Origin of the sequence: Microbacterium protaetiae (genome assembly GCF_004135285.1) — a bacterium.
Classification (GTDB): domain Bacteria; phylum Actinomycetota; class Actinomycetes; order Actinomycetales; family Microbacteriaceae; genus Microbacterium; species Microbacterium protaetiae.
This window is the reverse complement of sequence record NZ_CP035494.1, coordinates 2,124,464-2,148,599: the sequence shown is the minus strand read 5'-3', so window position 1 is coordinate 2,148,599 and position 24,136 is coordinate 2,124,464. Positions and strand designations below refer to the sequence as shown.

Here is a 24,136-nt window from a genome sequence, read left to right as displayed (position 1 = left end):
CCGCCGCCGGTATCGTGGGGCCATGAGCGACGAGCCCGATCCCGCGAAACGGGCGGCACTCGTCTACAACCCGATCAAGGTCGACAAGAAGCGGCTGCGCAAGCGCGTCGAGAAGGCGTCGAAAGACGCCGGATGGCATCGCCCGCTGTTCTATGAGACGACCCCCGAGGATCTGGGGCAGGATGCCACGACCCGCGCGCTGCGCGAAGGAGTCAACGCCGTGCTGGTCGCCGGAGGCGACGGCACCGTGCGGGCGGTGTCAGAGGCACTGGCGCAGAGCCGCGTGCCCCTGACCATCGTGCCCAGCGGCACCGGCAATCTGCTCGCGCGCAATCTGAACCTGCCGCTGCTGGACCAGGAGCGGGTCATCCGTGCCACGTTCGGCGACCGCATCGAGGCCATCGACATCGGCATGGCCACCCTCACCCGTGCCGACGGCACCGCCGAAGAGCACGGTTTCGTCGTGATGGCCGGGATCGGGCTCGACGCCGCCATGATCGCCCACACGCGCCCGCAGCTGAAGAAGACCGTCGGGTGGGTGGCCTATGTCGACGGCGCGGCGCGCGCACTGGGCGGTGCCGAGCCGTTCCGGGTCATGTACCAGCGCGAGGGCGGGCGGCTGCACTCGGCCAAGGTGCACAGCATGCTGTTCGCCAACTGCGGCACGCTTCCGGCGGGCATAGCGCTCGTGCCCGAGGCATCCATCACCGACGGCACTCTGGATGCCGCACTCATCCAACCCGGCGGGCGCTTCGGCTGGCTCGCGGTCTGGCGCCGGGTGTGGTGGGACAACTCGGTGCTGCGGCGCACGCGCTCGGGACGGCGCATCGTCGAGCGGCGCGACGACTCCTCGGTGCGGTATCTGCGCGGCACACAGATCGAAGCAGGGGTCGACGATCCGCAGCCGGTGCAACTGGACGGCGATGAGTTCGGCGAGGCCGTGCGCATCCGCTGCCGGGTGCTGCCGGGTGCGCTGTTGGTCGCGTTGCCGCGGGCCTAGCCGCTCACCCCTTCACGGCCCCGCCGATGCCTCCGCTGTTGAGGAAGGCGCGCTGGAACACGAGGAAGATCACGACCGGGATGAGGGTCGCTATCGTCAGGGCGGCCAGGTATACGCCCAAGTCGGTCGAGGCCGCGATCTGCGGCAATCGCACCGACAGCGGCTGAACCTTGATGTCGCTGAGCACGAGGTTCGGCCACAGGAAGTCGGCCCACGACGCGTTTATCGCCAAGATCGACACGACGCCGAGAATGGGCTTGGACATCGGCAGCACGACCGACCAGAACAGCCGGAACGTGCCGGCCCCATCGGTGCGCGCCGCTTCGAAGACCTCACGCGGCAGCGAGTCGAAGAACCGCATCACCAGCAGCACGTTGAAGGCACTCGCCCCGGCGGGCAGCCACACCGCCCAGAACGTGTTGATCAGCGAATGCCCGATCAGCGGCGGATGCAGGATGGTCAGATACAGCGGCACCAGCAGCACCACGGCGGGGATGAACAGCGTCGCCAGCACCAGGCCGCTGATGATCTTGCCGTATGCGGGTCGCAGCACCGAGAGCGCGAAGCCGCCCGTGGTCGCCACGATCAGCTGCACAGCCCACGAGCCGGCGGCCATCGCTATCGTGTTGAAGAAGAAGTCGCCGATGTGCACGTCGTTCCACGCCTTGGCGAGGTTGGACCACGCGATCTCGGTCGGCCACAGCGCCAGCGGGTTGGTCAGCGTCTCTTGCGTGGGAGTGATGGCCGACTTCAGCAGCCACAGCAGGGGCAGCAGGCCGGCCGCCACCAGCGACACCCCCAGCAGCACGTTGATGATCGTGCCGAAGATGCGAATGTGCGGGCGCTGCCAATCGGCGCGCGAGAGGATGTGGCGGTCGGCGGAGTCCGCGGACGACGCGCGCCGGCGCCGGCGGCGTACCGGCCGGTGCAGCTGATCTGCGACGGGGGCGGGGGCCGAGGTCGTCAATTGTCGCTCCATCTCTTGGTGACCCGGAAGTACACGATCGACAGCACCGCCAGAAAGACCGCCAGCATCAGGCTGAGCGCGGTGGCTTTGCCCACCCCGACGCCCAGGCTGTTCGTGAAGGCGTACTGGTAGATCAGCAGCAGGATCGTCGTGGTCGAGTTGGCGGGGCCGCCGCCGGTGAACAGGAACGGCTGCAAGAAGACCTGCGCCGTGGCAATGATCTGCAGAATGAGGGTGATGAAAAGGATGCCGCGCAGCTGCGGCAGCGTCACGTGCCAGATCTTGCCCCAGACCGAGGCGCCGTCGACCTCTGCCGCGTCGTACAACTCGGGCGCCACCGAGGTCAGCGCGGCCAGGTAGATGATGATGGTGCTGCCGGCGGCGGCCCAGGTGGCCTCGAGCACGAGCGAGGGCATCGCCGAGGCGGCGCTCTGAATCCACGGCTGCGCGGGGATGCCGAACCATCCCAGGATCTGATTGAAGACGCCGTTGGGATTGGCGTCGTAGAAGATCTTCCACAGCAGCACGCTCACCACCGGCGGAATGACCACCGGCAGGTAGGCGAGAACGCTGTAGAGGCCCTTCATCCGTTTGAACTCGCTCATCAGCACCGCGGCCACCAGCGGCAGCGGGTAGCCGAACAGCAGCGCGAGCGCGGCGAAGTACCCGGTGTTGCGGATGGCGGTCCAGAACAGTGGGTCGTCGAAGACGGCCCGGAAGTTGTCCCAGCCGACGAACACCGCCGGGGTGACCAGGTTCGTCTTCTGAAAGCTCATGACCACGGCCTCGACGATCGGGGTCCACGAGAAGACGCCGAAGATGATCAGCGTCGGCAGCAGGAACAGCAGCGTGGTCAGGCCCCCGCGCTGCACCCAGGTGAGCGGGCTGCGGCGCCGACCGGGGCGGGGCGGAGAGAGGATGTCGCCGGTCGCGGCATCCGGATCATCGATCACTGTCACAGTCATGGGGTGCTTCCGGGTAAGACGTGCGGTCGGGCGGGGGCATCCCGACCGCACGTCACGGCGGTGTCGGCGTCAGCTGTCGGCGTCGACGAGCGCCTGGATCTTCTTGTCGACACCGCTCAGCAGCGTGTCGACATCGGCATTCTTGTCCGTGAGCACGGCCTGCACGACCGCATCCAGCGCCCCATACAGATCCTGCGTGTGTGCCGGCGGCTCGGGAACGATCGTCTGGTCGAAGATGTTGTCGGTGAACGGCTTCAGGTTCTCAGCGGGGATGTTGGCGTACGGCTTGATCCACTCCTGGTTCTGCTCCCAGGTCTCTTTGTCGAACACCGGCAGCGTCGGCGCGTTCACCGCCTGGTTTCCGGCCTGCAACGTCTGCGCGTTCTTGATGGCGGCGTCTTTATCGACGGTCGGCTGGGTGCGGTAGAAGTCGATCCACTTCACCGCGGCGGCGATCTGCTCGGGCGTGTCTTTGACGTTGACGACGTCGACGTTGCCACCGGAGAGGATGCCGGCGTTGGCGTCGCTGGCGACCGGGAAGGTGGCCACGCCGTATTTGGTCTGGTCGAACCCGTTGGCCTGCATGAGCGAGCCGATCACATCGGAGCCGCTCATGTACATGGCGATCTTGCCCGAGGCGAACGCCTCGTTGATGCCTGACCAGTCGAACAGGAAGTTCTTGCCCATCGACTCGTCATCCCAGCGCATGCTCTTCAGCCACGCCAGCCCCTGCTTGGTCTGGTCGTTGTTCGTGTTGACGGTGACCTTGCCGTCGGCGCCGACCTGCTCGAACCGGCCGCCCAGAGCCTGGGTCAGCGTCGCGAGCTCCCAACCGCCGGTGTTGCCCTGCGTCATCTGCATGTACCCGGCGACACCGGGCACCTTCTCGGAGATGGTCTTGGCGTCTTGCGCGATCTCGTCGAGCGTCGTCGGCGGCTTGTCGGGGTCAAGTCCCGCCTTCTGGAAGATCTCCCGGTTGTACGAGAGCGCCATCGCGTACGGACCCCACGGGATGCCGTAGATCTTGCCGTCGTCGCCGGTGGCGACATCCAGCACGTTCTTGTTCCACTTGTCGGCGGTGGCGGTCTTCTTGAAGGGCGTCGTGATGTCGGCGAGCTGCCCGTTGTTGGCCAACGTCTTCGAGTCGGTGAACGGCACGTTGAACACATCGGGCAGCGTGCCGCCGGCCAACTCTGCGGCGAAGGTCGTACCGGTCCACTGGTACTCGATCGCCTTGACCACGATGTCGGGGTTCGCCTTGTTGAACTCGGCGACGCGGTCGCCGAGGGCCTTCAGAGCGTCGGCGGTCGCACCCGGCAGCACCGGGGCGACGACGAGGTGGATCTTTCCGTCGGCGCTCGCGGCGCCGTCGCCGGACGAACAGCCGGCGAGTGCGGCGATCGTGCCGACGGTGAGTGCACCGGCGAGCAGGACCTTTCCTGGTGACTTCATCGTCTTTCCTTTCGTGTGAGGGCGACGTCGGCCTCGTGACGTCGGGTCATCCCTCGGTGTGGTGGGTGGTGTGGATCCAAGCGGCGGCATCGCCCGGCAGCATCCCACCGTCGAGCGGCACGCTCGTCAGCAGCACGGTGTCGTGCGCGGGCAGCGACACGGGCTCATCGCCCGTGTTGACGACGCAGGCGAAGGTGCCGCCGCGTCGGAAGGCGAGGACGTCGGGGTCGAGCCCCGCCATCCATTCGAGGGGAAGGTCAGGGATGCCGCGGCGCAGCCGCAGCGCGGCGCGGTACAGATTCAGCGTCGAATCGGGATCGTCCTGCTGCGTCTGCACGGTCAGGTCCCGCCACGACGCGGGCTGCGGAAGCCACGTGGTCACGCCGTCGGGACTGAAGCCGAACGGCGGGCGATCGCCGGCCCACGGCAACGGGACGCGGCATCCGTCCCGCCCCGGGTCGACGCCGCCGGAGCGGTAGTGCATGGGGTCTTGGAGGAGTTCGCGCGGCAGATCCTCGACCTCGGGAAGACCGAGCTCGTCGCCCTGGTAGATGTACAGGCTGCCGGGCAGGGCGGCCACCAGAAGGGCCGCCGCGCGGGCGCGGTGCAGTCCCAGGTCGGGATCGGTGGGCACGCCGAACCGCTTCTTCAGGAACGCGAAGGCGGTGTCTTCGCGCCCGTACCGGGTGACCGGTCGCGTCACATCGTGGTTGGAGAGCACCCAGGTGCTGGGCGCGCCCACCGGTGCGTGTGCGGCGAGGGTAGCGTCGATGGACTCGCGGAACGAGGCAGCACCCCACGGGCGAGCGAGGAAGTCGAAGTTGAAGGCGGTGTGCATCTCGTCGGGTCGCAGGTACTTGGCGAACCGCTCGATGTCGGGCAGCCAGATCTCACCGACGAGCACCCGCGTGCCGGGGTACGAATCGGCGATGGCCCGCCACGACCGGTACACGTCGTGCAGTTCGTCGCGGTCTTCGGTGGGGTGGTCGGGCTTCTCCCCCACTTCGGGCAGGTCGGGATCCTTGATCAGCAGCGCGGCGGAGTCGATGCGCACCCCTGCCACACCACGGTCGAACCAGAAGCGCAGCACATCTTCGTGCTCGCGCCGCACATCGGGATGGTTCCAGTTGAGGTCGGGCTGCTCGGGGGCGAAAAGGTGCAGATACCACTCGCCGGGGGTGCCGTCGGGGTTGGTGGTGCGGGTCCACGTCGTGCCCTGGAAGTTCGACTCCCAGTGCGTCGGCATCTCGCCTCCGTCGGCGCCCTTGCCGGGATGGAACCAGAACCTCTCGCGCTCGGGGCTGCCGGGGCCGGCGGCCAGCGCGGCTTGGAACCAGGGATGCTGGGCACTGATGTGGTTGGGGACGACGTCGATGATCGTGCGGATGCCGACGGCCAGCGCTTCACGGATGAGCGCCTCGGCTTCGGCCAGCGTGCCGAAGCGCGGGTCGATCGCGCGATAGTCCTGCACGTCATACCCGCCGTCGGCCATCGGGCTGGGATACCAGGGCGTGAACCAGAGAGCGTCGACGCCGAGCTCCTTCAGGTAGGGCAGCCGCTCACGGACTCCGGCGAGATCGCCGGTGCCATCGCCGTTGCCGTCAGCGAAGCTGCGCACATACACCTGATAGATCACGGCGCTGCGCCACCACTGCGGGTCGTCGACGTCACTGTCCACTGCGGCTCCTCGATCATCGGGGTCGTGCGATTGATGAAGAATGTAGCTTCTCAACCGTCACCGCGCAAGTAGTTGACAAATACTCGCAAAATCACGATTGCATCACGGCGCGGGAAACGGGCCGATCACCGCCACCGCGTGATGCCTACGCCGGAACGGGCCCGGTCGAGGCGCGCAGCACGAGCTCAGGCTCGAAGAGCAGCTCATCGCCCGCCTCGGCAGTGCCGGCGATCTGCGAGAGCAGCAGCTCGATCACAGTGCGCCCCATCGACTCGATCGGCTGACGCACGGTGGTCAGCGGCGGTTCGGTGCAGCTCATCAGTGCGGAATCGTCGAAGCCGACCACGCTGAACTGCCCGGGCACGCTCAGCCCCCGCCGCCGTGCCGCGCGCACGGCACCCAGCGCCAGAGGATCGCTGGCGCAGACGACAGCCGTGGCCCCGCCATCGATGAGACGAGCTGCTCCGGCCTGCCCCGACTCGAGCGAGTACAGCCCTTGCACGACCATGTCTGCACGCAGCGGTGCTCCCAGTCGCTCCAGTAGGGGCGCCGCGGCCGTGAGCTTGCGCTGCGAGGGAATGTGATCGGCCGGGCCCATGAGCATGCCGATACGCCGGTGCCCGAGCTGATAAAGGTGCAACACTGCCTGCTCGGCGGCGGCGGCGTCGTCGGTGGACACGGTGGGAAACGACAGACCCGGAATGCGCGCGTTGACCAGCACGGTGGGCAGCTTCACATCGCGTAGTCGCTCGTAGTGCTCGTGCGGTGCGTCGGCCTGGCTGTAGTTCCCACCGAGGAAGACCACCCCCGATACCTGCTGCTGCAGCAGCAGGTCGACATAGTCCGCCTCGGTGATCCCCCCGGCATTCTGGGTGCACAGCAGCGGGGTGTAGCCGTTCTGGGTGAGCGCGCCGCCGATGATCTCGGCGAGCGCGGGAAAAATCGGGTTCGTCAACTCGGGCAGCACGAGCCCGACAAGGCGCGCGCGCTCGCCGCGCAGTTTTGTCGGACGCTCGTAGCCGAGCACGTCGAGCGCCGTGAGCACGGCTTGACGAGTGGCATCCGAAACACCCGGCTTGCCGTTGAGCACACGGCTGACCGTCGCTTCGCTGACTCCTACTTTGCGGGCAACCTCGGCAAGGCGTTTCGACATGACCCTCAGTGTACGCAAGAACTTGCGTGATTCACGCAAGCGGGCGAACAAACGCCTTCAACTCGTCGACTGACATCGTCGACGCTCCCAACGGCGGCCTCGGCAACCCCTCGGCCCGCAGCCCGTCGAGCACGATGTCACGCAGGCGCGGCACAATGCTCGCGCGCACGGGCTGTGGCAGGTAGGTCATGGCGGCGACCATGGTCGCCGCGAAAGCGATGTCGGGCATCCCCGCGTCGGGTCGCAGCGTGCCTTCGGCATGTGCGCGATCGACGACGGCTTGCGCGGTTGCGGCATCCTCGTCGTCGCGGCGCCGCAGCCGGCGGTCCTCCACCCGCATATCGACCATCCAGGGAAAATCCGTGTACAGCGCGATGTACCCGTCGACGTAGATCTCGATGGCCTTCCACGCGGTCGGGGCCGCCGCTGCCGCGCGGGCGATGTCTTTGAACCGCTGCGCCGAACGGTCGCCCAGCGCCAGCAGCAGGGCATCGCGGTCGGCGAAGTTGCGATAGAGGGTGCCCACACCCACCCCGGCGCGGTCGGCGATCTCATGCAGGGGCACGTCGATACCGCGTTCTGCGATCAGTGCACCCGCGGCATCCAGGAGCTTGCGTCGGTTCGCCCGCGCATCAGCACGCGTGGAAGCTCCCCCGTATGGCACGGTTCCAGGCTAGCCCGGCGGCCCTTGGCGCCCGCATGAGATCCGTGTCATCATTGAACCGGACGGTTGCGTCCGGTTCTGTGGATGTGACGTCTCCTCGGTGCGGGTTCTGGGGACCACGCCGGGAGCGACGGTGGGTGCCGCGTGGGATCCGGTACCCACCGGCGCCACAGGAATGCAACAGGTACCTGGGTGTGTTGTGGTCAGAGATGAGCACTTCTCCCGCACTCTCCGTTCTCGACCTCGTGCCCGTACGCACGTCACAGACAAGCGCCCAGGCGGTCGCGGCGTCGCTTGCCCTCGCCGCCCGTGCCGACGCACTCGGGTTCCGCCGCTATTGGTTCGCGGAGCACCACAACATGCCGGCGGTCGCCTCGACCACCCCTCCGGTCCTGTCAGCCGCCGCGGCGGCACGCACCTCGCGCATCCGCATCGGATCGGGCGGCGTGATGCTGCCCAACCACTCTCCGCTCGTGGTGGCCGAGCAGTTCGCGGCGCTCGAGGCCCTCGCCCCCGGCCGCATCGATCTCGGCATTGGGCGGGCGCCCGGCAGCGACCCGGTCATCACCCAGCTGCTGCGCATGTCGGGCACCACCAGCGACGTCGAGCGCTTTCCCGAGCATGTGCGCGACATCACGCGCCTGGTCGGCGCCGAGGGCGCGACCGTGCAGTTCACCAGCGGCGGAACGTACGATGTGCACGCGACTCCGGCCGCCACCGGTGCGCCCGAGGTGTGGCTGCTGGGATCCAGCGACTACTCGGCGCAATTGGCGGCGTCGCTGGGCTTGCCTTACGTGTTCGCGAACCACTTCTCGGGCGAAGGGCTGCAGCGCGCCCTTGAGCTGTATCGCAGTCAGTATCAGCCTTCACCGCAGCATCCCGAGCCGCGCACTTTCCTGACCGCCAACGCGATTGCAGCGCCGACGGCCGCCGAGGCCGAAGAGCGCGCCCTGCCGCAGCTGCGCAGCATGGCCCGCCTGCGCACGAACAAGCCGATGCAACCCCTCGAGACCGTCGAACAGGCTCAGGCAGAGCGGCTGGACGGCATGGCCCAGACGATCGTCGACGGCATGCGGGCGAAGTGGTTCGTGGGCACCGGCGACGAGGTGGCCACCGCTCTGCGGGCCTTCGCCCAGAGATGGGGCGTCGACGAGGTCATGATCTCGCCGATCGCGGGGTCTTACGAGGGCGAGCCGATGGATGCCGCCCCCGGCCGCGTGCAGACGCTCGAGCTGCTGGCCGCCGCGCTCGGGCGCGACTGAGGTCGCGGCGCGCCCCGGGCCCGCAGCATCCCTCCGCTGCCAGCGCGATGCGCGTCGCACCAGCCGCTGCCGCACGCCGGCTGCGCGCCGCCCCTCGGCTCAGGCGAGGAGACCTGCCGAAGCGAGGACCGAAAAGCGTGAAAAGATCCTCGCGTCGGCATTTCTCCTCGGCTCGGGCGAGGAGAAATGCCGACGAGCCAGGGAGAGGCCGACGAGCCAGGGAGAGGCCGACGAGCCAGGGAGAGGCCGACGAGCCAGGGAGAGGCCGACGAGCCAGGGAGAGGCCGACGAGCCAGGGAGAGGCCGACGAGCCAGGGAGAGGCCGACGAGCCAGGGAGAGGCCGACGAGCCAGGGAGAGGCCGACGAGCCAGGGAGAGGCCGACGAGCCAGGGAGAGGCCGACGAGCCAGGGAGAGGCCGACGAGCCAGGGAGAGGCCGACAGCGCGGCGCCGCGGGGTCCGCACCCCGCGCCGCCTACTCCTCGGGCTCGCCCGAGATGAGGCCGCGCAGCCAGTCGCGGGCCTCGACGAACACGTCGTCGGAGTAGCGGCTCGGGTAGTGCACTATTGCGCGGTCGGCGCGCGGGTACGACCCCAAGAACACGACCTGCGGGCTGAACCGGCGCAGCCCGAGCAGGGCGTCGGCCATGCGCTCGTCGAGCACGTGGCCGTCGGCATCGACCACGAAGCGGTAGCGTCCCAGTTCGTCGCCGATGGGTCGCGAGGCCAGCAGCGACAGGTTGATGCCGCGCGTCGCGAATTGCTCGAGCATGTCGAGCAGGGCTCCAGGGTGGTCGTCGGGCAGCTCGACGATGAGCGAGGTCTTGTCGGCACCGGTGGGCGGCGGCGGGGCGACAGTGCGCGAGACGAGCACGAAGCGCGTGACGGCCTTCGGGTTGTCGCCGATGTTCTCGGCGAGCAGTTGCAGATCGTGATGCTCGAGGATGCCGGGCGGCGCTATCGCGGCATCCGCGCCGCCGACACCGTCGAGCATGTCGAGTGCCGCGGCGACATTGCTCGACGAGGGCACATGCGCGTGCGCGGGCAGCGCGTCGCCGAGCCAGACCAGGCACTGCCCATAGGCAACCGGGTGCGCCGCGATGACCGAGACATCGGCCAGCGTCGCGCCGGGCCGACCCACCAGCACGAACTGCACCGGCACCAGGTACTCCCCCACGATGCGCAACCCCGGCATGGTGGCCAGGGCGTCTTGCGTGGTCGAGACGCCACCGTCGACCGAGTTCTCGATCGCTATCATCGCGGCATCCGACCGCCCGCTGACCACGTCGTCGAGGGCCTCACCGACATTGCGGACGGGGTGCCAGACCTGTCCGCGCGCCTCGGGCACCTGCGCCAGCGCCGCCTCGGTGAAAGTGCCCGCCGGACCCAGATAGCTGTAGGTGCGGACGGCTGCCTCGGCGTCAGAGCTCACCGTCACAGCCTAGCGAGCCGGTGGGCCATCCCATTTTCACAGTGTCATCCCTGCCCCGAACCAGGCAGACTGGGGTCATGAGCCGTGCAGGACAGCCCGCCGCCGAATCCGACCTCATCGACATCGACGAAGTCATCAACGCCTATTACGACCTGAAACCCGATGCCGCCGATTCCGCTCAGCGAGTGGTGTTCGGAACCAGCGGCCACCGCGGATCGAGCCTGAACCGCAGCTTCAACGAAGACCACATCCTGGCCACCACGCAGGCCATCGTCGACTATCGCACCGGACAGGGCATCGCCGGCCCGCTCTTTCTGGGTCGCGACACGCACGGCCTGTCGCGACCGGCCGAGCGCACCGCGATCGAGGTGCTCGTCGCCAACGGCGTCGACGTGCGCATCGACGCACGGGATGCCTGGGTGCCCACCCCGGCGCTCAGCCACGCGATTCTCACCTACAACAGGGGGCGGGATGCCGCAGACCCGGCACGGGCTGACGGCATCGTGGTGACCCCCAGTCACAACCCGCCGGCCGACGGCGGCTTCAAGTACAACCCGCCCTCGGGCGGCCCCGCCGACACCGACGCCACCGGCTGGATCGCCGACCGCGCCAATGCGCTCATCGCCGACGGCCTCGAAGAGGTGCGGCGCACCCGCTTCGCCGACATCGATTCAGGAACGCTGGGACGCTACGACTTCCGCCAGGAATACGTCGCCGACCTGGGCTCCATCATCGACGTGGAGGCCATCCGCACGGCCGGCATCCGCATCGGCGCCGACCCGTTGGGAGGCGCCTCGGTCGAATACTGGGCACTCATCGCCGAGATGTACGAGCTCGACCTGACCGTCGTCAATCCCGAGGTCGACCCGACTTGGCGCTTCATGACGCTGGACTGGGACGAGAAGATCCGGATGGACCCGTCCTCGCCCTCGGCGATGGCGGCACTGGTGGCGCGGCGTGAGGAGTTCGACATCCTCACCGGCAACGACGCCGACGCCGACCGGCACGGCATCGTCACCCCCGACGCGGGCCTGATGAATCCGAACCACTATCTGGCGGTCGCCATCGACTATCTGTTCTCGCACCGGCCGGAGTGGCCGGCGGATGCCGCGGTGGGCAAGACCCTCGTCTCATCGATGATCATCGACCGGGTCGCGGCATCCCTCGATCGTCGTCTGCTGGAGGTGCCGGTCGGATTCAAGTGGTTTGTACCGGGGTTGCTCGACGGCTCGGTGGCGTTCGGTGGTGAGGAGTCGGCCGGGGCCTCGTTCCTGCGCAAGGACGGCAGCGTGTGGACGACCGACAAGGACGGCATTCTGCTGTGCCTGCTGGCATCGGAGATTCTCGCGGTCACCGGCAAGACGCCCTCGCAGCGCTATGCGGAGCTGACCGCCGAGTTCGGCGAGTCTGCCTATCAGCGCGTGGATGCGCCCGCGACGCCTGCGCAGAAGGCGGCGCTGGGCAAGCTGTCGCCCGACGATGTGAGCGCCACGTCGCTGGCCGGCGAACAGATCACCGCCAAGCTCTCGCATGCGCCGGGCAACGGGGCTGCGATCGGCGGGCTCAAGGTGCAGACCGAGCACGCGTGGTTCGCCGCCCGCCCCTCGGGCACCGAAGATGTCTACAAGCTCTATGCGGAGTCGTTGAAGGGCGAGGAGCACCTGCATCAGGTGCAGCAAGAGGCCCGCACCGTCGTCAGCACGGCCCTCGGGGAGTAGGGCGGGGCTCCTCCCCAGCGAGGGCATCCTGCTACTTGTCCACCGATCCCCGCGCAGGAGGAACACGCGGATTCGCATCGGGGTACTCTCGTGACATCCCGCCGTCGGCGCGGGAGAATGGGGGCATGACCGTGACACCGGACGTCATCGGCGTGATCGTGGCGATCTTCGTCGCCGCCGTCACGTTCCTCGGCGGTGTCGCCGGGCTCCTGTCTCGGCAGGCGAGGTGGATCAACACTCGGTTCGACAAGGTCGACGCCCGGTTCGACAAGGTCGACGCGCGGTTCGACAAGGTCGACGCCCGGTTCGACAAGGTCGACGCCCGGTTCGAGAAAATAGAAGCTGAGATCGTCGGGGTGCGCGCAGAACTCGTCGATGTCAAGATCGCCGTGGCCCGCCTCGAGGGACCGCCGCCACGCCTGCTGCGCACATCGCGCTGAATCTCAGCGAATGACGGGCACTTCTTCGATGATCGAGTCGCCCGTCGTCGTCAGGGTCAGCGCCGCGCGCTCATGTCCGGCGCGCAGGCGTGCGCCGTGGTCTGCCCCGCCCAACAGAGCCGCCAGGTATCCCCCGGCGAACGCATCACCGGCACCGACCACGTCGACGACCTCGACCCGGTGCGCGGGCTCGAAGACGACCTCGTCGTCGACGAACACTGTCGCACCGACGTCGCCGTCCTTGACGACGAGCTCGGGAACCTCGCCCAGCAGGGCCCGGGTCGCCTCGGCCGTCGGGGTGCCCCACAGGCCTTCGGCTTCGTCGCGGCCGACGAAGACGATGTCGGCCTGGCGCGCGAGCGCGGCCAGCGTCGGAGCGGCCGTTGCGGCATCCCACAGCGCCGCCCGATGGTTGACGTCGAAACTCACCGCCACGTCGCGCGACCGCGCACGCGCGATGAGCGCATCAAGGAACGCGGCCGCCGACGGTGACAGGATCGCGGTGATCCCCGAGATGTGCAGCACCTCGACGTCGGTCCAGTCCACAGCATCGACATCGGCCGGAGTCAGATGGGATGCTGCCGACCCCGCCCGGTAATAGCGCACCCCATTGCCCGGATCTTTCACGTAGAGTCCCGTCGGGTGATCGGGATCGCGGATGACACCGTCAAGCTGCACGCCGCGCATCGCCAGTTGGCGTGCGACGCGATCGCCCAGCGGATCGGTGCCCAACCGGCTGAACCAACGGGCTTGCTGACCGAGAGCGGCCACGTGCGCGGCGACGTTCGATTCGGCACCGCCCGCATCGAGGCGGAACAGCTCGGCGTCGACCACTCGACCCGCGACCGCCGGCGCGACCAGGGCCATGGTCTCGCCTACCGCCAGCAGCACGGGACCCGGCGCCTCAGATCGGCGATCGGTGTCGCGTCCCCAGTGTCGAAGGATTGATTCTCTCCCGCCATCGCCCATACGAACGAGTATGCCGTGGTTCCCACCCCCGAGTGCAACGACCAGCGCGGTGCGATGACGAGCTGCCGGTCAGCCACGATGAGATGACGGGTCTCGTCGCGATCACCGAGCAGGTGCGGGCAGAATGTAGTGACCGTGATCGAACTCGAGCAGCCGCTCACCGACCGCGCGCGCTTCGCGCAGGCCTGGCTGCTCGGACCCGCAGAGGAGTGACATGACCTGGCTCGTGACCGGCGGCGCCGGCTACATCGGCGCCCACATCGTCCGGGCGCTGGGCGCCGCAGGACTCGAGCCGGTCGTCATCGACGATCTGAGCAGCGGGCACGAGGGATTCGTCCCCGCCGGCGTGCCGTTCGTTCGCGGCACGATCCTCGATCGTGAGCTGGTCGAGCGCACGCTGCGCGAGCACCACGTTGAGGGCGTCATCCATGTCGCCGGCTTCAAGTACGCCGGGGTCTCGGTGCAGCGCCCGCTGCACACCTACGCGCAGAACGTCGAAGGCACGCGGGTGGTACTGGAGGCGATGGATGCCGCGGGCGTGACCAACCTCGTGTTCTCATCGTCGGCGGCCGTGTACGGCACCCCGCATGTCGACCTCGTCGTGGAAGACACCGAAAAGCACCCGACCTCGCCGTACGGGCAGTCCAAGCTCATCGGCGAGTGGCTGATCGCCGACCAGGGTGTGGCGACCGCCGGGTCGGAGCATCCCCTCCGCCACACCTCGCTGCGCTACTTCAACGTCGTGGGCTCGGGCGATGCGGCCGTGTACGACACAAGCCCACACAACCTCTTCCCGCTCGTGTTCGAGGCGCTGCTGGCCGGCAAGACCCCGAAGATCTTCGGCGACGACTATGCGACCGAAGACGGCACGAACGTGCGCGACTACGTGCACGTGGCCGACATCGCCGCCGCACACGTGGTGGCCGCGCAGCGGCTGGCAGGTGCGCAGCCGATCGAGCCGGCCTACAACCTCGGCTCGCAGAACGGCCTGAGTGTGCGCGAGATCATGGACGCCATGGCCCGCGTGACCGGCATCGACTTCACGCCCGAGATCTCGCCGCGCCGACCCGGCGACCCCGACCGGATCGTGGCCACCGGCGAACTGGCCGCGCGCGACCTCGACTGGGCGAACAGGTACTCGGTCGACGAGATGGTGCGCTCGGGCTGGGAGGCCCGCCGCGCCGCCGGGCACGCTCAGGCGGACAGTTCCCGCAGCTGATCCAGTGCCTGGGTGACGTACGCGGGCAGCTCGCCGCGGTCTGCTATCCATCGGGCGAATGCGACTTTGAACGCGATGACCCCGACCTCACCCGCGAGCACCGCGACAGGCTCGGGCACCCCGCGACCACGCAACGCCTGCGCGGTCGCGGCGGCAAGCGCAGCGAGTTTGAGCAGCTCTCGCTCCATGAGGCTGCCGTTCGCGGCGATCACCGCGGCACGTTTCGTGGCGAATTCGCGACGCTGCTGCAGCGCGATGCCCGCCTGCACCATCGCCGCGCTGACGGCCACCATCGGCGTCGCCGAGGTCGGTGCCGAGGCGACGACATCGGCGACGATGTGCTCCAACTCATGCGAGCCGTCGAACAGAACCTCGCGCTTGTCTGCGAAGTGACGAAAGAACGTGCGCTCGGTCACGCCTGCCCGCGCCGCGATGTCGGCCACCGTCGTCGCATCGAAGCCCTGCTCGGCGTATAGCTCCAGCGCCGCCTCTCGAAGACGGCCCTGTGCATCCGGCTCCCATCGCCCCATGCGGACAGTCTAGTTGATGACAGCAACTGACATCAGGTGCTATGGTGATGACAGGGACTGACATCAACGTCCGTCACCGCGATACGGAGGAGATCATCATCATGCGCGTATTCGTCACCGGGGCATCCGGATGGATCGGCTCTGCCGTCGTTCCCGAACTCATCGACGCCGGACATCACGTCGTGGGACTCGCCCGCTCACAGGCATCCGCCGCGCTCATCGAAGCAGCCGGAGCCACATCGCACCCCGGCAGCATCGATGACCTTGACAGCCTGCGCGAGGGAGCTGCTCATGCCGACGCCGTCATCCACTTGGCGTTCAGACACGACTTCAGCGACTTCGCCGCTTCCGGCCGCTCGGAACGTGCAGTCATCGCAACGTTCGTCGAGGCACTCGAGGGCTCAGACCGCCCGTTCCTGTTCGCGTCAGGTGCGGGCGGCATCACGCCGGGGCGCGTGGCGAACGAGAACGACAGACTCCCCGCAATGGGCGCCGACGGGCCCCGCGGTGGAGGCGAAGAACTCGCCTTCGCCCACGTCGAGAACGGTGTGCACGCGGTCGCACTGCGCTTCTCGACCAGCGTGCACGGCGAGAATGACCACGGCTTCGTCGCGCAGCTGGTCCGAATCGCGCGCGAGAAGGGCGTGAGCGCCTACATCGGCGACGGCAGCAACCGCTGGCCCGCCGTGCACCGACTCGACGCCGCGCAGCTTGTCCGGCTCGCGCTCGAGAAGGCTCCCGCCGGCAGTGCGGTGCACGCCGTCGCCGATCAAGGCGTCCCCACGCGCGAGATCGCCGAGACCATCGGGCGGGGACTCGACCTGCCCATCGCCTCTGTGGCCCCCGAACAGGCCGCCGAGCACTTCGGCTGGCTGGGCTCGATCTTCGCACTGGACATCCCCGCCTCCAGCGCGATCACCCAACAGCAGCTGGGGTGGACGCCCACGCATCCGGGACTGATCGCCGACCTCGCGGCAGGGCACTACTTTCGCAGCGCCTCGTGACCTGCGCTCCTCGACCGCACGCGCTCTGATCTCGCCGACGGCCGGCAGAACGGTGCCGTCACTTCAGGTCGGTGATGGCAGCGGCATCCATGTCGTCGAAGGCCTGGTTCTCACCGGCCATCGCCCACACGAACGAGTACGCCGCCGTGCCGACACCCGAGTGCAGCGACCAGCTCGGCGAGATGATCGCCTGGCGGTCGGCGACGATGAGGTGGCGGGTCTGGTCGCGCTCGCCGAGCAGGTGCACGACGCGGGCGTCGTCAGGCACGTCGAAGTACAGGTAGCACTCGGTGCGGCGGTCGTGCGTGTGCGCGGGCATCGTGTTCCACATCGAGCCGGGGTGCAGCGTGGTCACGCCCATCACTATCTGGCACGAGCGGATGCCGTTCTCGTGGATGTACTGGTTCAGCGTGCGTCGGTTGCTCGTGAGCTGGTCACCGAGTTCGCGCACGGTGCCCTCGCCGGGGTTCACGAGCCTGGTCGGGTACGTCGTGTGCGCCGGAGCCGAGAACAGGTAGAACTGCGCGCCGGTCTCACCCGCGGCATCCGCGAACACCACATCGCGCACGCCGCGCCCGAGGTACAGGCACGCGCCGTTCACGAGCGTGTGCGTCTGCCCGTCGGCGGTGACCGTGCCGGTGCCACCGACGTTGATGACACCCAGCTCGCGGTGCTCGAGGAAGTATTCGCTGCGGATCTCGGGGACCGCAGGCAGCGGCAGCTCATTGCCGGCGGGCACGGCGCCGCCGAGCACGATGCGGTCGTGGTGCGTGTAGGTGAGTGAGACCTCACCCGGCACGAAGACTGCGGGAATGAGGTAGGCCTCGCGCAGATCCTCGGTCGTCATTCCCGGGATCTGGGCGGGGTTGGTCGCGTAGCGCTGTTCCATGCGTTCTCTCCTGTCTTCTCGAAAGCTGTTCTGGCCGCTCATCACCGCACGAGCCAGCCGCCGTCGACCGGCAGCACCGTGCCGGTGACGTACGCTGCGGCATCCGAGGCCAGGAACACGAATGCTCCCTGCAGGTCGTCGGGGGTCCCCCAGCGTCCGGCGGGGATGCGGGCGGAGATGGATGCCGCACGCGCGGCGTCGGCTCGCAACGCAGCGGTGTTGTCGGTGGCCATGTATCCGGGGGCGATGGCGTTGACGGTCACTCCCGACGCTGCCCACTCATTGGCCAGCGCCTTGGTGAGACCGGCGACCGCGTGCTTGGACGCGGTGTAGGCCGGCACGAAGACACCGCCTTGGAACGACATCATCGATGCGATGCTGATGATGCGTCCCCAGCCGCGCTCGATCATCCCGCGGCCGACCGCCTGTGAGAGATGGAACACCGCGTCGAGGTTGACCCGCAGCACGTCGTTCCAGTCCGCGGTCGCGTAGTCGACGGCAGGCGTGCGACGGATCGTGCCCGCGTTGTTGATGAGGATGTCGACCTGCCCGAGCGCGTCGGCGATCTCGTCGACGGCGCTGTGCAGCTGTTCGGGCGTCGCCTCGGTGAAGTCGCGCTGCACGCGCACGACGCGGCGCCCGAGTGCGGTGACGCGTGCCGCGGTCTCGCTCGCGTCGCCGCGGTCGAGCAACGCGACGTCGGCGCCGGCCTCGGCGAGCGCGACGGCGGCTCCCTGGCCGAGACCTCGGCTGGAGCCGGTGACCAGCGCGACCTTTCCGTCGAGGCGGAATGCGTCCAGGATCATGCGTCCTCCGTGATGGTGGTGAATCGGGTGGTCAGCTCGCCGATGCCGGCGACGCGCACGGCGACGACGTCGCCGTCGGCCAGCGACCGATGGGTCGCCGCAGCATCGGGCAGCTTCTGCGGCGTGCCGGTGGAGATGACGTCGCCCGGTTCGAGGGTCATCACCTGACTGAGGTGATGCACGAGGAACGCCATCGGAAAGATCATGGTCGCAGTCGACTGGCGGGCGGTGACCACGCCGGCGCGCTCGACCTCGACGACAAGGCTCTGCGGATCGGGGATCTCGTCGGCCGTCACGAGCCAGGGCCCGAGCGGCCCGAACGTGTCGAACGACTTGCCGAGCGTGAACTGTGAGCCGTGACGCTGCCAGTCGCGGGCGGTGACGTCGTCGAACAGCGTGTAGCCGGCGACGTGGTCGAGCGCCGTGGACACGGGGACGTTCTTCGCCCGTCGCCCGATGACAAGCGCTATTTCGCCCTCATAGTCCACGTCGGCCTCGACCTGCGGCAGCTGCACCGGGTCGTTCGGCCCGATGAGCACGTTCGCGGTCTTGACGAACACGTCCGGGTACGCGGGATCGTTCGCCGTCGGGTCCTCGCCGTCGGGTACGTGCCCGCGGTAGTTGTAGCCGATGCACAGCAGCTTTCCGGGGCGCACCGGCGGCAGCAGGTCGAGTTCATCGATCCGTGGCAGGCCGGAAGCGGGGGATGATGCCTCGGCTGCCTCGCGCACGGATGCCAGGGATGCGGCATCCCCCACGATGTCCTCCAGCGCACCCGCGCGCACGTCGAGAACGCGATCGCCCGCAAGAACGACGCCGATGCGGGAGTCGGAGGAGCCGCGATAGGTCACCAGACGCATACGATCCCCCTCACCAGTACGGCGTCCAGTCAGGGTCGGTGACGCGGGTGAGCGCCTCGAGGTAGAAGTAATCGCCCCAGAGGTTGCCCTCGTCGACACCGTTGCCCTTGGGCAGGTCGTAGACACCGTGCAGCAGCAGCGTGTCAGCGGTCTCGGGCGCCGGCGCGCAGTCTGTCACGAGCGCTGCGAGAAGGCGCCGCGCCTCGGCGGCGGCGTGCTGCGCGCGCGCGTGGTCGGGATCGACGCGAGCGAGTTCGAGCAGTCCCGCGGCGGCGATGGCACCGGCCGAGCTGTCGCGGGGCGCATCGCTGTCGTCGCCGTAGACCAGGTCCCAGTACGGAATGGCGTCGGCCGGCAGGTGCGCGAGGAAATAACGGGCACAGCGGTGTGCGGTATCCAGCATCCGTTCGTCGCCGGTGAAGCGGTATCCCATCGCGAATCCGTACACTCCCCAGGCCTGGCCCCGGGCCCAGCAAGAGTCATCGTGCGCACCCTGCTCGGTCGCACCACGCAGCGGCTCACCGGTGACCGGGTCCCAGTAAAAGGTGTGGAACGTCGAATCGTCGTCGCGCATGATGTGCACGCGCAGCTGCTCGGTGTGTCGCCGCACGGCGTCGACGAACCGCTCCTGCCCCGTCTGCTCGTACGCCCACATGAGCAACGGCATGTTCATGAGGCTGTCGATGATCGTGCGCCCGCGCTGGTGCGGGTCGGCGAGATCGCCCCATGCCTGAATGATGCCGGCGGGCTCGAGGAACCGCGTCATGAGCTGGTCGGCGGCGGCGATGGCGGTCTCGCGGGCCTTCTCATCGCCGAGCAGTCGCCAGGGCGCGACCGAGGCGAGCGTGTAGAGGAAGCCGATGTCGTGCGTGTCGAGGTCTTCGCCCCGGCGCAGTCGCCGGTCGAAGTCGCGGGCGTGCCCGAGTGCGGCATCGCGGAACACGTCATCCCCGCCACGCTCCCAGGCGAGCCACTGCATGCCCGGCCAGAAGCTCGTCGTCCACCCGTAGTTGCCGCCCTCGGCGAAGGCGCCGTGCGTGGGGCGAAGCGGGTACCGCCCGTGGGCCGTGGTGTCAGCGGGGTACAGCGCGCCGAACGCAGAGATGTTGCGACGCACGGTGTCCAGGGCGACATCCGAAGCCTGCGCGAAGAGGGCGTCGGTACGGGTGTCTGCGGAGGAAGGGGAACTCATCGATCTTCTTTCTTCATGACCCCGGCACGACGGCCGGGACCTCGTCATGGGTGAGCACAGCGCTCAGGCTGAACCGGCAGTTCGCCCACGCGAGGTACAGGGCGGGCGCGGCAGTGAGGCCGATCCCGATGGCGGGCATGCTGGTGAACACGGCGAACTGGGTGCCCAGCACCGCCAGTGAGACGAGCGTCAGATACCAGCGCCGCACCCCGAAGTACAGGGCTGCCTTCACCACCCGCCGCAGCGGTGCCCCTGGGGCGTCGGCGAAGGCGGCGAACCCCAGCAGGGCGACGGTCGCCGCGAGCACCACGAACACGAGCAGCACCGGTGCCACGACGATGCCGAACGACGCGGTCGAGACCGCCTTCACGTCTACGAGCGCGACGACCACGAGCGCGGTGGCGGCGACGCCGAGCACGACGGGGCGACGCCAGGCCCGCAGCCACGCCCGCACGAAGGTGCGCACCACCGTCACGCCGCCGGCGCGATGATCGGCGAAAGCCGCGAAAGCGGCGACCACGGCCGGACCGCACAGCGGAACGGCCACGGCCAGCAGCGGCCAGGAGCGCACCGGGTCGGTCGTGATCATCAGCAGCAGCATCGGCGCACAGGCCACCGCGAGCAGCAGGTTGGTCATGAGGCCGAGATAGACGGCCCCGATCGTGGTCGAGAGAGCGTCGTGCGAGATGCGCTTCATGGGTCAGCCCTTCATCCCGCTGGTGGCGATGCCTTCGACGAAGTACTTCTGCCCGAGCAGGAAGACGATGGCGATGGGTACGACCGACATGGTCATGCCGGTGAACATCAGCGCGAAGTTCTGATCCTGGGTGTTGCTGACCAGGCTCTGCAGACCCAGCTGCATCGTCCACAGGTTCGGGTTGCGCAGATAGATGAGCGGGCCGAGGTAGTCGTTCCACGTGTTCACGAAGGAGAGCAGCGTGAGGCTCGCTATCGCCGGCACCGACAGCGGCACCATGATGCGCCGCCAGATGCCGTACTCGCTGAGCCCGTCGATGCGCGCGGCCTCGCTGAGCTCCTCGGGTACGGTCTCGTAGAACTGCTTCATGAGGAACACGCCGAACGCGCCGAAGGCCTGCAGCAGAATGATCGACCACAGCGTGTTGGACAGCTTCAGATTGCTCATCAGGATGAACTGCGGGATCATGTACGACTGCCACGGCACCGCGATAGTCCCGATGTAGATGAGGAAGAGGATGTCGCGGCCGCGGAATCGTATGCGGGCGAAACCGTAGGCAGCGAACGATCCGGTCAGCACCTGCAGGAACGTGACCACGACCGCCAGCACCAGCGTGTTGCGGATCCAGGTCAGCAGGTTGGTCTGGGTCCAGATGTCGACATAGTTGCTCCACACGAACGTCTCCGGCAGCCAGCGCACCGGCACCGAGAAGACGTCGTTCGAGGTCTTCAGCGAGCTGGAGATCATCCAGAAGAAGGGGACCAGCAGGGCGACGGCCACGACGATCATCGCGACATAGCCGATGATCCGGCCGATGCGCTTGCCGGGCGTGGACGGCTTCGACCGTGGGCCGCGCGGGCTTGTCAGAAGGGTGGCCGTGGCCGAATCGTCGGCGGCTTCGAGGATAGTGCTCATGCGCGGCTCCCCCTCTTGTTCCAGAGGAATTGCACGATCGTCACGATGATGCACAGCAGGAACAGCACCACCGAGGCCGCCGACGCGTAGCCGAACTGGTTCTCTTCGAAGCCCTTGCGCCAGATGAACTGCGACAGCACCATCGTCGAAATTCCTGGTCCGCCCTTGGTCATGACCAGGATCAGGTCGAAGATCTTGAACGAGTTGATAGTCAGCATCACGGTGACGAAGAAGGTCGTGGGGCGCAGGCACGGGATGGTCACATTGACGAAGCGCTGCCAGGCATTCGCGCCGTCCATGCGCGCGGCCTCGTACAACTCACGGGGGACGGTCTGCAGGCCGGCGAGGAAGAGGATCATGTAGTAGCCCATGTCGCGCCACGTGCTGATCACAACGACGGCCGGCATCGCCCACTGTGGGGAGGTGAGCCACCCGGGCGGGTGTGCGATGCCGATGAACCGCAGGATCTGGTTGATGGGTCCGAAGTCGGGGCTGAACATGAGGTTCCACACCATGGCGATCGCGACGATCGAGGTGATGTAGGGGAAGAACGCGGCCGTGCGGAAGAAGGCGACGCCACGCAGCCTGGTGTTCAGCAGCAGGGCGATGCCCAGCGAGACCACCAGGGTCAGCGGAATGTGCATCACCGCGTAGTAGAGGGTGTTGACGAACGCGGTCTTGAACGTCGCGTCGCCCAGCAGTCGCTGGAAGTTCGCCAGGCCCGTCCAGTGGGCGACGCCGAACACGTTCCAGTTCGTGAACGAGATGTAGAACAGCGCTACCACGGGAACGAGCGTGAGCAGCGCGAATCCGAGGAAGTTGGGGAGGATGAAGCTCCAGCCGATGAGCGCATTGCGCACGCGCAGCCGCATGCGCGTGTTCGGCTGCGACGGACGCGGCGTGCCGGTGACCATCGTGGCGGTGGCGGTCATGATGTGCCTTCGTGGTGGGGATGGATGCGGGGCGGCCGGTCGGGTTCCGGCCGCCCCACGCAGGTCAGCCGACCTCGTTCTTGACGCGGTCCTGCGCCTCGGATATCGCCTTGTCGATGCCCTTGGAACCGGACAGGATCGCGGAGTGCATGTCATTGAGGATGTTCTGAATGGCCGCGGTCTTCGCCGACGTCGGGTTCTCGGGCTTGACCGTGTGGGTCGAGAACGCGAACTTCGACAAGTCGTCCTGCGGAGCACCCTTCGTCGAGAAGTAGGTCTGCACGACGCTGTCGTTCAGCAGCGCGGGCGTGATGCCGATGCCGGCCAGTGCCTTGGCGGCATCCTCACTCGCGGCGTACTGCACGAACTTCTTCGCCGCCGCCTGCTTGGCACCGTCGCTGTTCGCGTTGACGCCGAACGCCGTCGGGTCGCCGAAGGTGACCGGCGTCTTGTCGGTGCCGGCGGTGGATGCGTCGTACTGCGGCGCCGGGGCCATGCCCCACGTGAACTGGTCGGCATCGCCCGAGGCCTGCTGCGAGATGAGAGTGGCCACGTACCAGGTGCCCATGAGCATCATCGCAGCGTGCTGCTTGCCGAACTCACCCTGATAGGTGAGCTGGTTCGCGGTGGCCGTGTTGAACGTGACCTGCGCGCCCGAGGACTGCAGGTCGAGGACCCGCTCGTAGTACGGCTTCATGTAGTCGTACTTCCCGCTGAGAACGCCGCCGTCGGGCGACTGGTTGTTCGCGAAGCCCTGCACGGTCGACTGCCAGGTGTGCTGATATGCACCGTAGGCCTTGCTGCCGGCGGCGGCGAGCTTCGTCTTGAGCTCCTTGGCCGCGGCAGCGTAGTCGTCCCACGTCCACGATCCGTCCGGCGCGTCGACGCCGGCCTTGTCGAAGAGGTCCTTGTTGTAGAAGAGGACCCACGCGTCCTGCCGGTACGGCACGGCATAGAGCTTGCCGTCGACCTTGTACGAGTCGGTACCGCTGATGCCGTCGGGCAGCGTGACGTCCGACAGGTCGAGCAGCTGGCCGCCTTCCTGGAACGTGGTGACGTACTTGACCTCCTTCTGGGTGATGACATCGGGCCCGGTACCGGCGGCGAGGTCGGCGGTGACGAGCGTGTTGTAGTTGGCGGGGTCGTATTCCTTGAGTTTGACCGTGATGTTCGGGTTGGCCTCGTGGAACCCGTCGGCGAGCAGTTGGAATTCGGGGGTCGTGTCCAGGCTCCAGCCCGACACGGTGATGGTGACCGGACCGGTGGCGTCGCCACTCGGCTCCGATCCGCCGCTGCACGCGGTCAGCGACAGCGCGGCGACGGCTGCCACCGATGCCGCGATGACGATCTTGCGCTTCATGAGAGGGGTGCTCCTTTGCGATTGCTGTCCGG

General features: G+C 67.8%; 23 protein-coding genes. 6 read left to right on the top strand and 17 right to left on the bottom strand.

Going from position 1 to position 24,136, the window contains the following annotated elements:
* The first annotated feature begins 22 nt into the window (after positions 1 to 22).
* Positions 23 to 1,000 carry a diacylglycerol/lipid kinase family protein gene (locus ET475_RS09900; RefSeq protein WP_129389321.1) on the top strand — a complete coding sequence of 326 codons (978 nt, stop codon included), beginning with the start codon at positions 23 to 25 and terminating at the stop codon, positions 998 to 1,000.
* 4 nt (positions 1,001 to 1,004) lie between these two features.
* Here ET475_RS09900 and ET475_RS09895 read toward each other — a convergent pair whose 3' ends face one another.
* The 6 genes from ET475_RS09895 to ET475_RS09870 all read right to left on the bottom strand — a co-directional run bounded on the left by ET475_RS09895 (position 1,005) and on the right by ET475_RS09870 (position 7,879).
* A complete protein-coding gene (locus ET475_RS09895; protein WP_129389318.1) occupies positions 1,005 to 1,979 on the bottom strand; it encodes a carbohydrate ABC transporter permease in 975 nt (324 codons plus the stop codon).
* Complete coding sequence (locus tag ET475_RS09890; RefSeq protein ID WP_207205329.1) at positions 1,964 to 2,932, bottom strand: carbohydrate ABC transporter permease; 969 nt, start codon at positions 2,930 to 2,932, stop codon at positions 1,964 to 1,966. The genes ET475_RS09895 and ET475_RS09890 overlap by 16 nt, the downstream gene beginning before the upstream one ends.
* A gap of 69 nt (positions 2,933 to 3,001) precedes the next feature.
* Entirely contained in the window at positions 3,002 to 4,384 is a 1,383-nt protein-coding gene (locus ET475_RS09885; RefSeq protein WP_129389315.1) for an ABC transporter substrate-binding protein, read from the bottom strand.
* 46 nt (positions 4,385 to 4,430) lie between these two features.
* Positions 4,431 to 6,062 (bottom strand): glycoside hydrolase family 13 protein, encoded by a 1,632-nt coding sequence (locus ET475_RS09880; protein WP_207205328.1) that lies wholly within the window; start codon positions 6,060 to 6,062, stop codon positions 4,431 to 4,433.
* Between the two features lie 145 nt (positions 6,063 to 6,207).
* Positions 6,208 to 7,215, bottom strand: coding sequence for a LacI family DNA-binding transcriptional regulator (locus ET475_RS09875; protein ID WP_242497591.1), 1,008 nt, complete (start codon positions 7,213 to 7,215; stop codon positions 6,208 to 6,210).
* Between the two features lie 31 nt (positions 7,216 to 7,246).
* Entirely contained in the window at positions 7,247 to 7,879 is a 633-nt protein-coding gene (locus ET475_RS09870; RefSeq protein WP_129389306.1) for a TetR/AcrR family transcriptional regulator, read from the bottom strand.
* Positions 7,880 to 8,088: 209 nt separating this feature from the next.
* Between ET475_RS09870 and ET475_RS09865 the strand changes: the two genes are divergently transcribed.
* Positions 8,089 to 9,141 carry an MsnO8 family LLM class oxidoreductase gene (locus tag ET475_RS09865; protein WP_129389303.1) on the top strand — a complete coding sequence of 351 codons (1,053 nt, stop codon included), beginning with the start codon at positions 8,089 to 8,091 and terminating at the stop codon, positions 9,139 to 9,141.
* Positions 9,142 to 9,616: 475 nt separating this feature from the next.
* On the opposite strand, the gene pheA is transcribed toward ET475_RS09865, so the two are convergent.
* The gene (gene pheA, locus ET475_RS09860; RefSeq protein WP_242497590.1) at positions 9,617 to 10,573 is read right to left on the bottom strand and encodes a prephenate dehydratase; all 957 of its coding nucleotides are present in this window, start codon (positions 10,571 to 10,573) and stop codon (positions 9,617 to 9,619) included.
* Between the two features lie 77 nt (positions 10,574 to 10,650).
* On the opposite strand from pheA, the gene pgm reads away from it, so the two are divergent.
* Positions 10,651 to 12,291 carry a phosphoglucomutase (alpha-D-glucose-1,6-bisphosphate-dependent) gene (gene pgm, locus ET475_RS09855; protein WP_129389297.1) on the top strand — a complete coding sequence of 547 codons (1,641 nt, stop codon included), beginning with the start codon at positions 10,651 to 10,653 and terminating at the stop codon, positions 12,289 to 12,291.
* A gap of 125 nt (positions 12,292 to 12,416) precedes the next feature.
* Entirely contained in the window at positions 12,417 to 12,731 is a 315-nt protein-coding gene (locus ET475_RS09850) for a hypothetical protein (protein ID WP_129389293.1), read from the top strand.
* A gap of 3 nt (positions 12,732 to 12,734) precedes the next feature.
* On the opposite strand, the gene ET475_RS09845 is transcribed toward ET475_RS09850, so the two are convergent.
* Complete coding sequence (locus ET475_RS09845; RefSeq protein WP_242497589.1) at positions 12,735 to 13,622, bottom strand: sugar kinase; 888 nt, start codon at positions 13,620 to 13,622, stop codon at positions 12,735 to 12,737.
* A 292-nt stretch (positions 13,623 to 13,914) separates the two neighbouring features.
* On the opposite strand from ET475_RS09845, the gene galE reads away from it, so the two are divergent.
* The gene (gene galE / locus ET475_RS09835) at positions 13,915 to 14,919 is read left to right on the top strand and encodes a UDP-glucose 4-epimerase GalE (protein ID WP_129389288.1); all 1,005 of its coding nucleotides are present in this window, start codon (positions 13,915 to 13,917) and stop codon (positions 14,917 to 14,919) included.
* Here galE and ET475_RS09830 read toward each other — a convergent pair.
* Positions 14,895 to 15,449, bottom strand: coding sequence for a TetR family transcriptional regulator (locus tag ET475_RS09830; protein WP_129389285.1), 555 nt, complete (start codon positions 15,447 to 15,449; stop codon positions 14,895 to 14,897). The two genes, galE and ET475_RS09830, sit on opposite strands and share 25 nt — an antisense overlap.
* Positions 15,450 to 15,496: 47 nt before the next feature.
* Here ET475_RS09830 and ET475_RS09825 point away from each other — a divergent pair, with 47 nt between their 5' ends.
* Complete coding sequence (locus tag ET475_RS09825) at positions 15,497 to 16,453, top strand: SDR family oxidoreductase (protein ID WP_242497587.1); 957 nt, start codon at positions 15,497 to 15,499, stop codon at positions 16,451 to 16,453.
* A gap of 58 nt (positions 16,454 to 16,511) precedes the next feature.
* On the opposite strand, the gene kduI is transcribed toward ET475_RS09825, so the two are convergent.
* The 8 genes from kduI to ET475_RS09785 form a co-directional block, all read right to left on the bottom strand.
* Positions 16,512 to 17,342 (bottom strand): 5-dehydro-4-deoxy-D-glucuronate isomerase, encoded by an 831-nt coding sequence (gene kduI / locus ET475_RS09820; protein WP_129389281.1) that lies wholly within the window; start codon positions 17,340 to 17,342, stop codon positions 16,512 to 16,514.
* A gap of 41 nt (positions 17,343 to 17,383) precedes the next feature.
* Complete coding sequence (gene kduD, locus ET475_RS09815; RefSeq protein WP_129389278.1) at positions 17,384 to 18,148, bottom strand: 2-dehydro-3-deoxy-D-gluconate 5-dehydrogenase KduD; 765 nt, start codon at positions 18,146 to 18,148, stop codon at positions 17,384 to 17,386.
* A complete protein-coding gene (locus ET475_RS09810; RefSeq protein WP_129389275.1) occupies positions 18,145 to 19,008 on the bottom strand; it encodes a fumarylacetoacetate hydrolase family protein in 864 nt (287 codons plus the stop codon). The genes kduD and ET475_RS09810 overlap by 4 nt, the downstream gene beginning before the upstream one ends.
* 10 nt (positions 19,009 to 19,018) lie before the next feature.
* The gene (locus ET475_RS09805) at positions 19,019 to 20,200 is read right to left on the bottom strand and encodes a glycoside hydrolase family 88 protein (RefSeq protein WP_129389272.1); all 1,182 of its coding nucleotides are present in this window, start codon (positions 20,198 to 20,200) and stop codon (positions 19,019 to 19,021) included.
* A 13-nt stretch (positions 20,201 to 20,213) separates the two neighbouring features.
* Positions 20,214 to 20,897, bottom strand: coding sequence for a YesL family protein (locus ET475_RS09800; protein WP_129389269.1), 684 nt, complete (start codon positions 20,895 to 20,897; stop codon positions 20,214 to 20,216).
* 3 nt (positions 20,898 to 20,900) lie between these two features.
* Positions 20,901 to 21,812 carry a carbohydrate ABC transporter permease gene (locus ET475_RS09795; protein WP_129389266.1) on the bottom strand — a complete coding sequence of 304 codons (912 nt, stop codon included), beginning with the start codon at positions 21,810 to 21,812 and terminating at the stop codon, positions 20,901 to 20,903.
* Positions 21,809 to 22,744, bottom strand: a complete 936-nt coding sequence (locus tag ET475_RS09790; protein ID WP_207205327.1) for a carbohydrate ABC transporter permease — start codon at positions 22,742 to 22,744, stop codon at positions 21,809 to 21,811. The genes ET475_RS09795 and ET475_RS09790 overlap by 4 nt, the downstream gene beginning before the upstream one ends.
* A 64-nt stretch (positions 22,745 to 22,808) precedes the next feature.
* On the bottom strand, positions 22,809 to 24,104 hold the full coding sequence (locus ET475_RS09785) for an ABC transporter substrate-binding protein (protein WP_129389263.1): 1,296 nt from the start codon (positions 24,102 to 24,104) through the stop codon (positions 22,809 to 22,811).
* Positions 24,105 to 24,136: the final 32 nt, after the last annotated feature.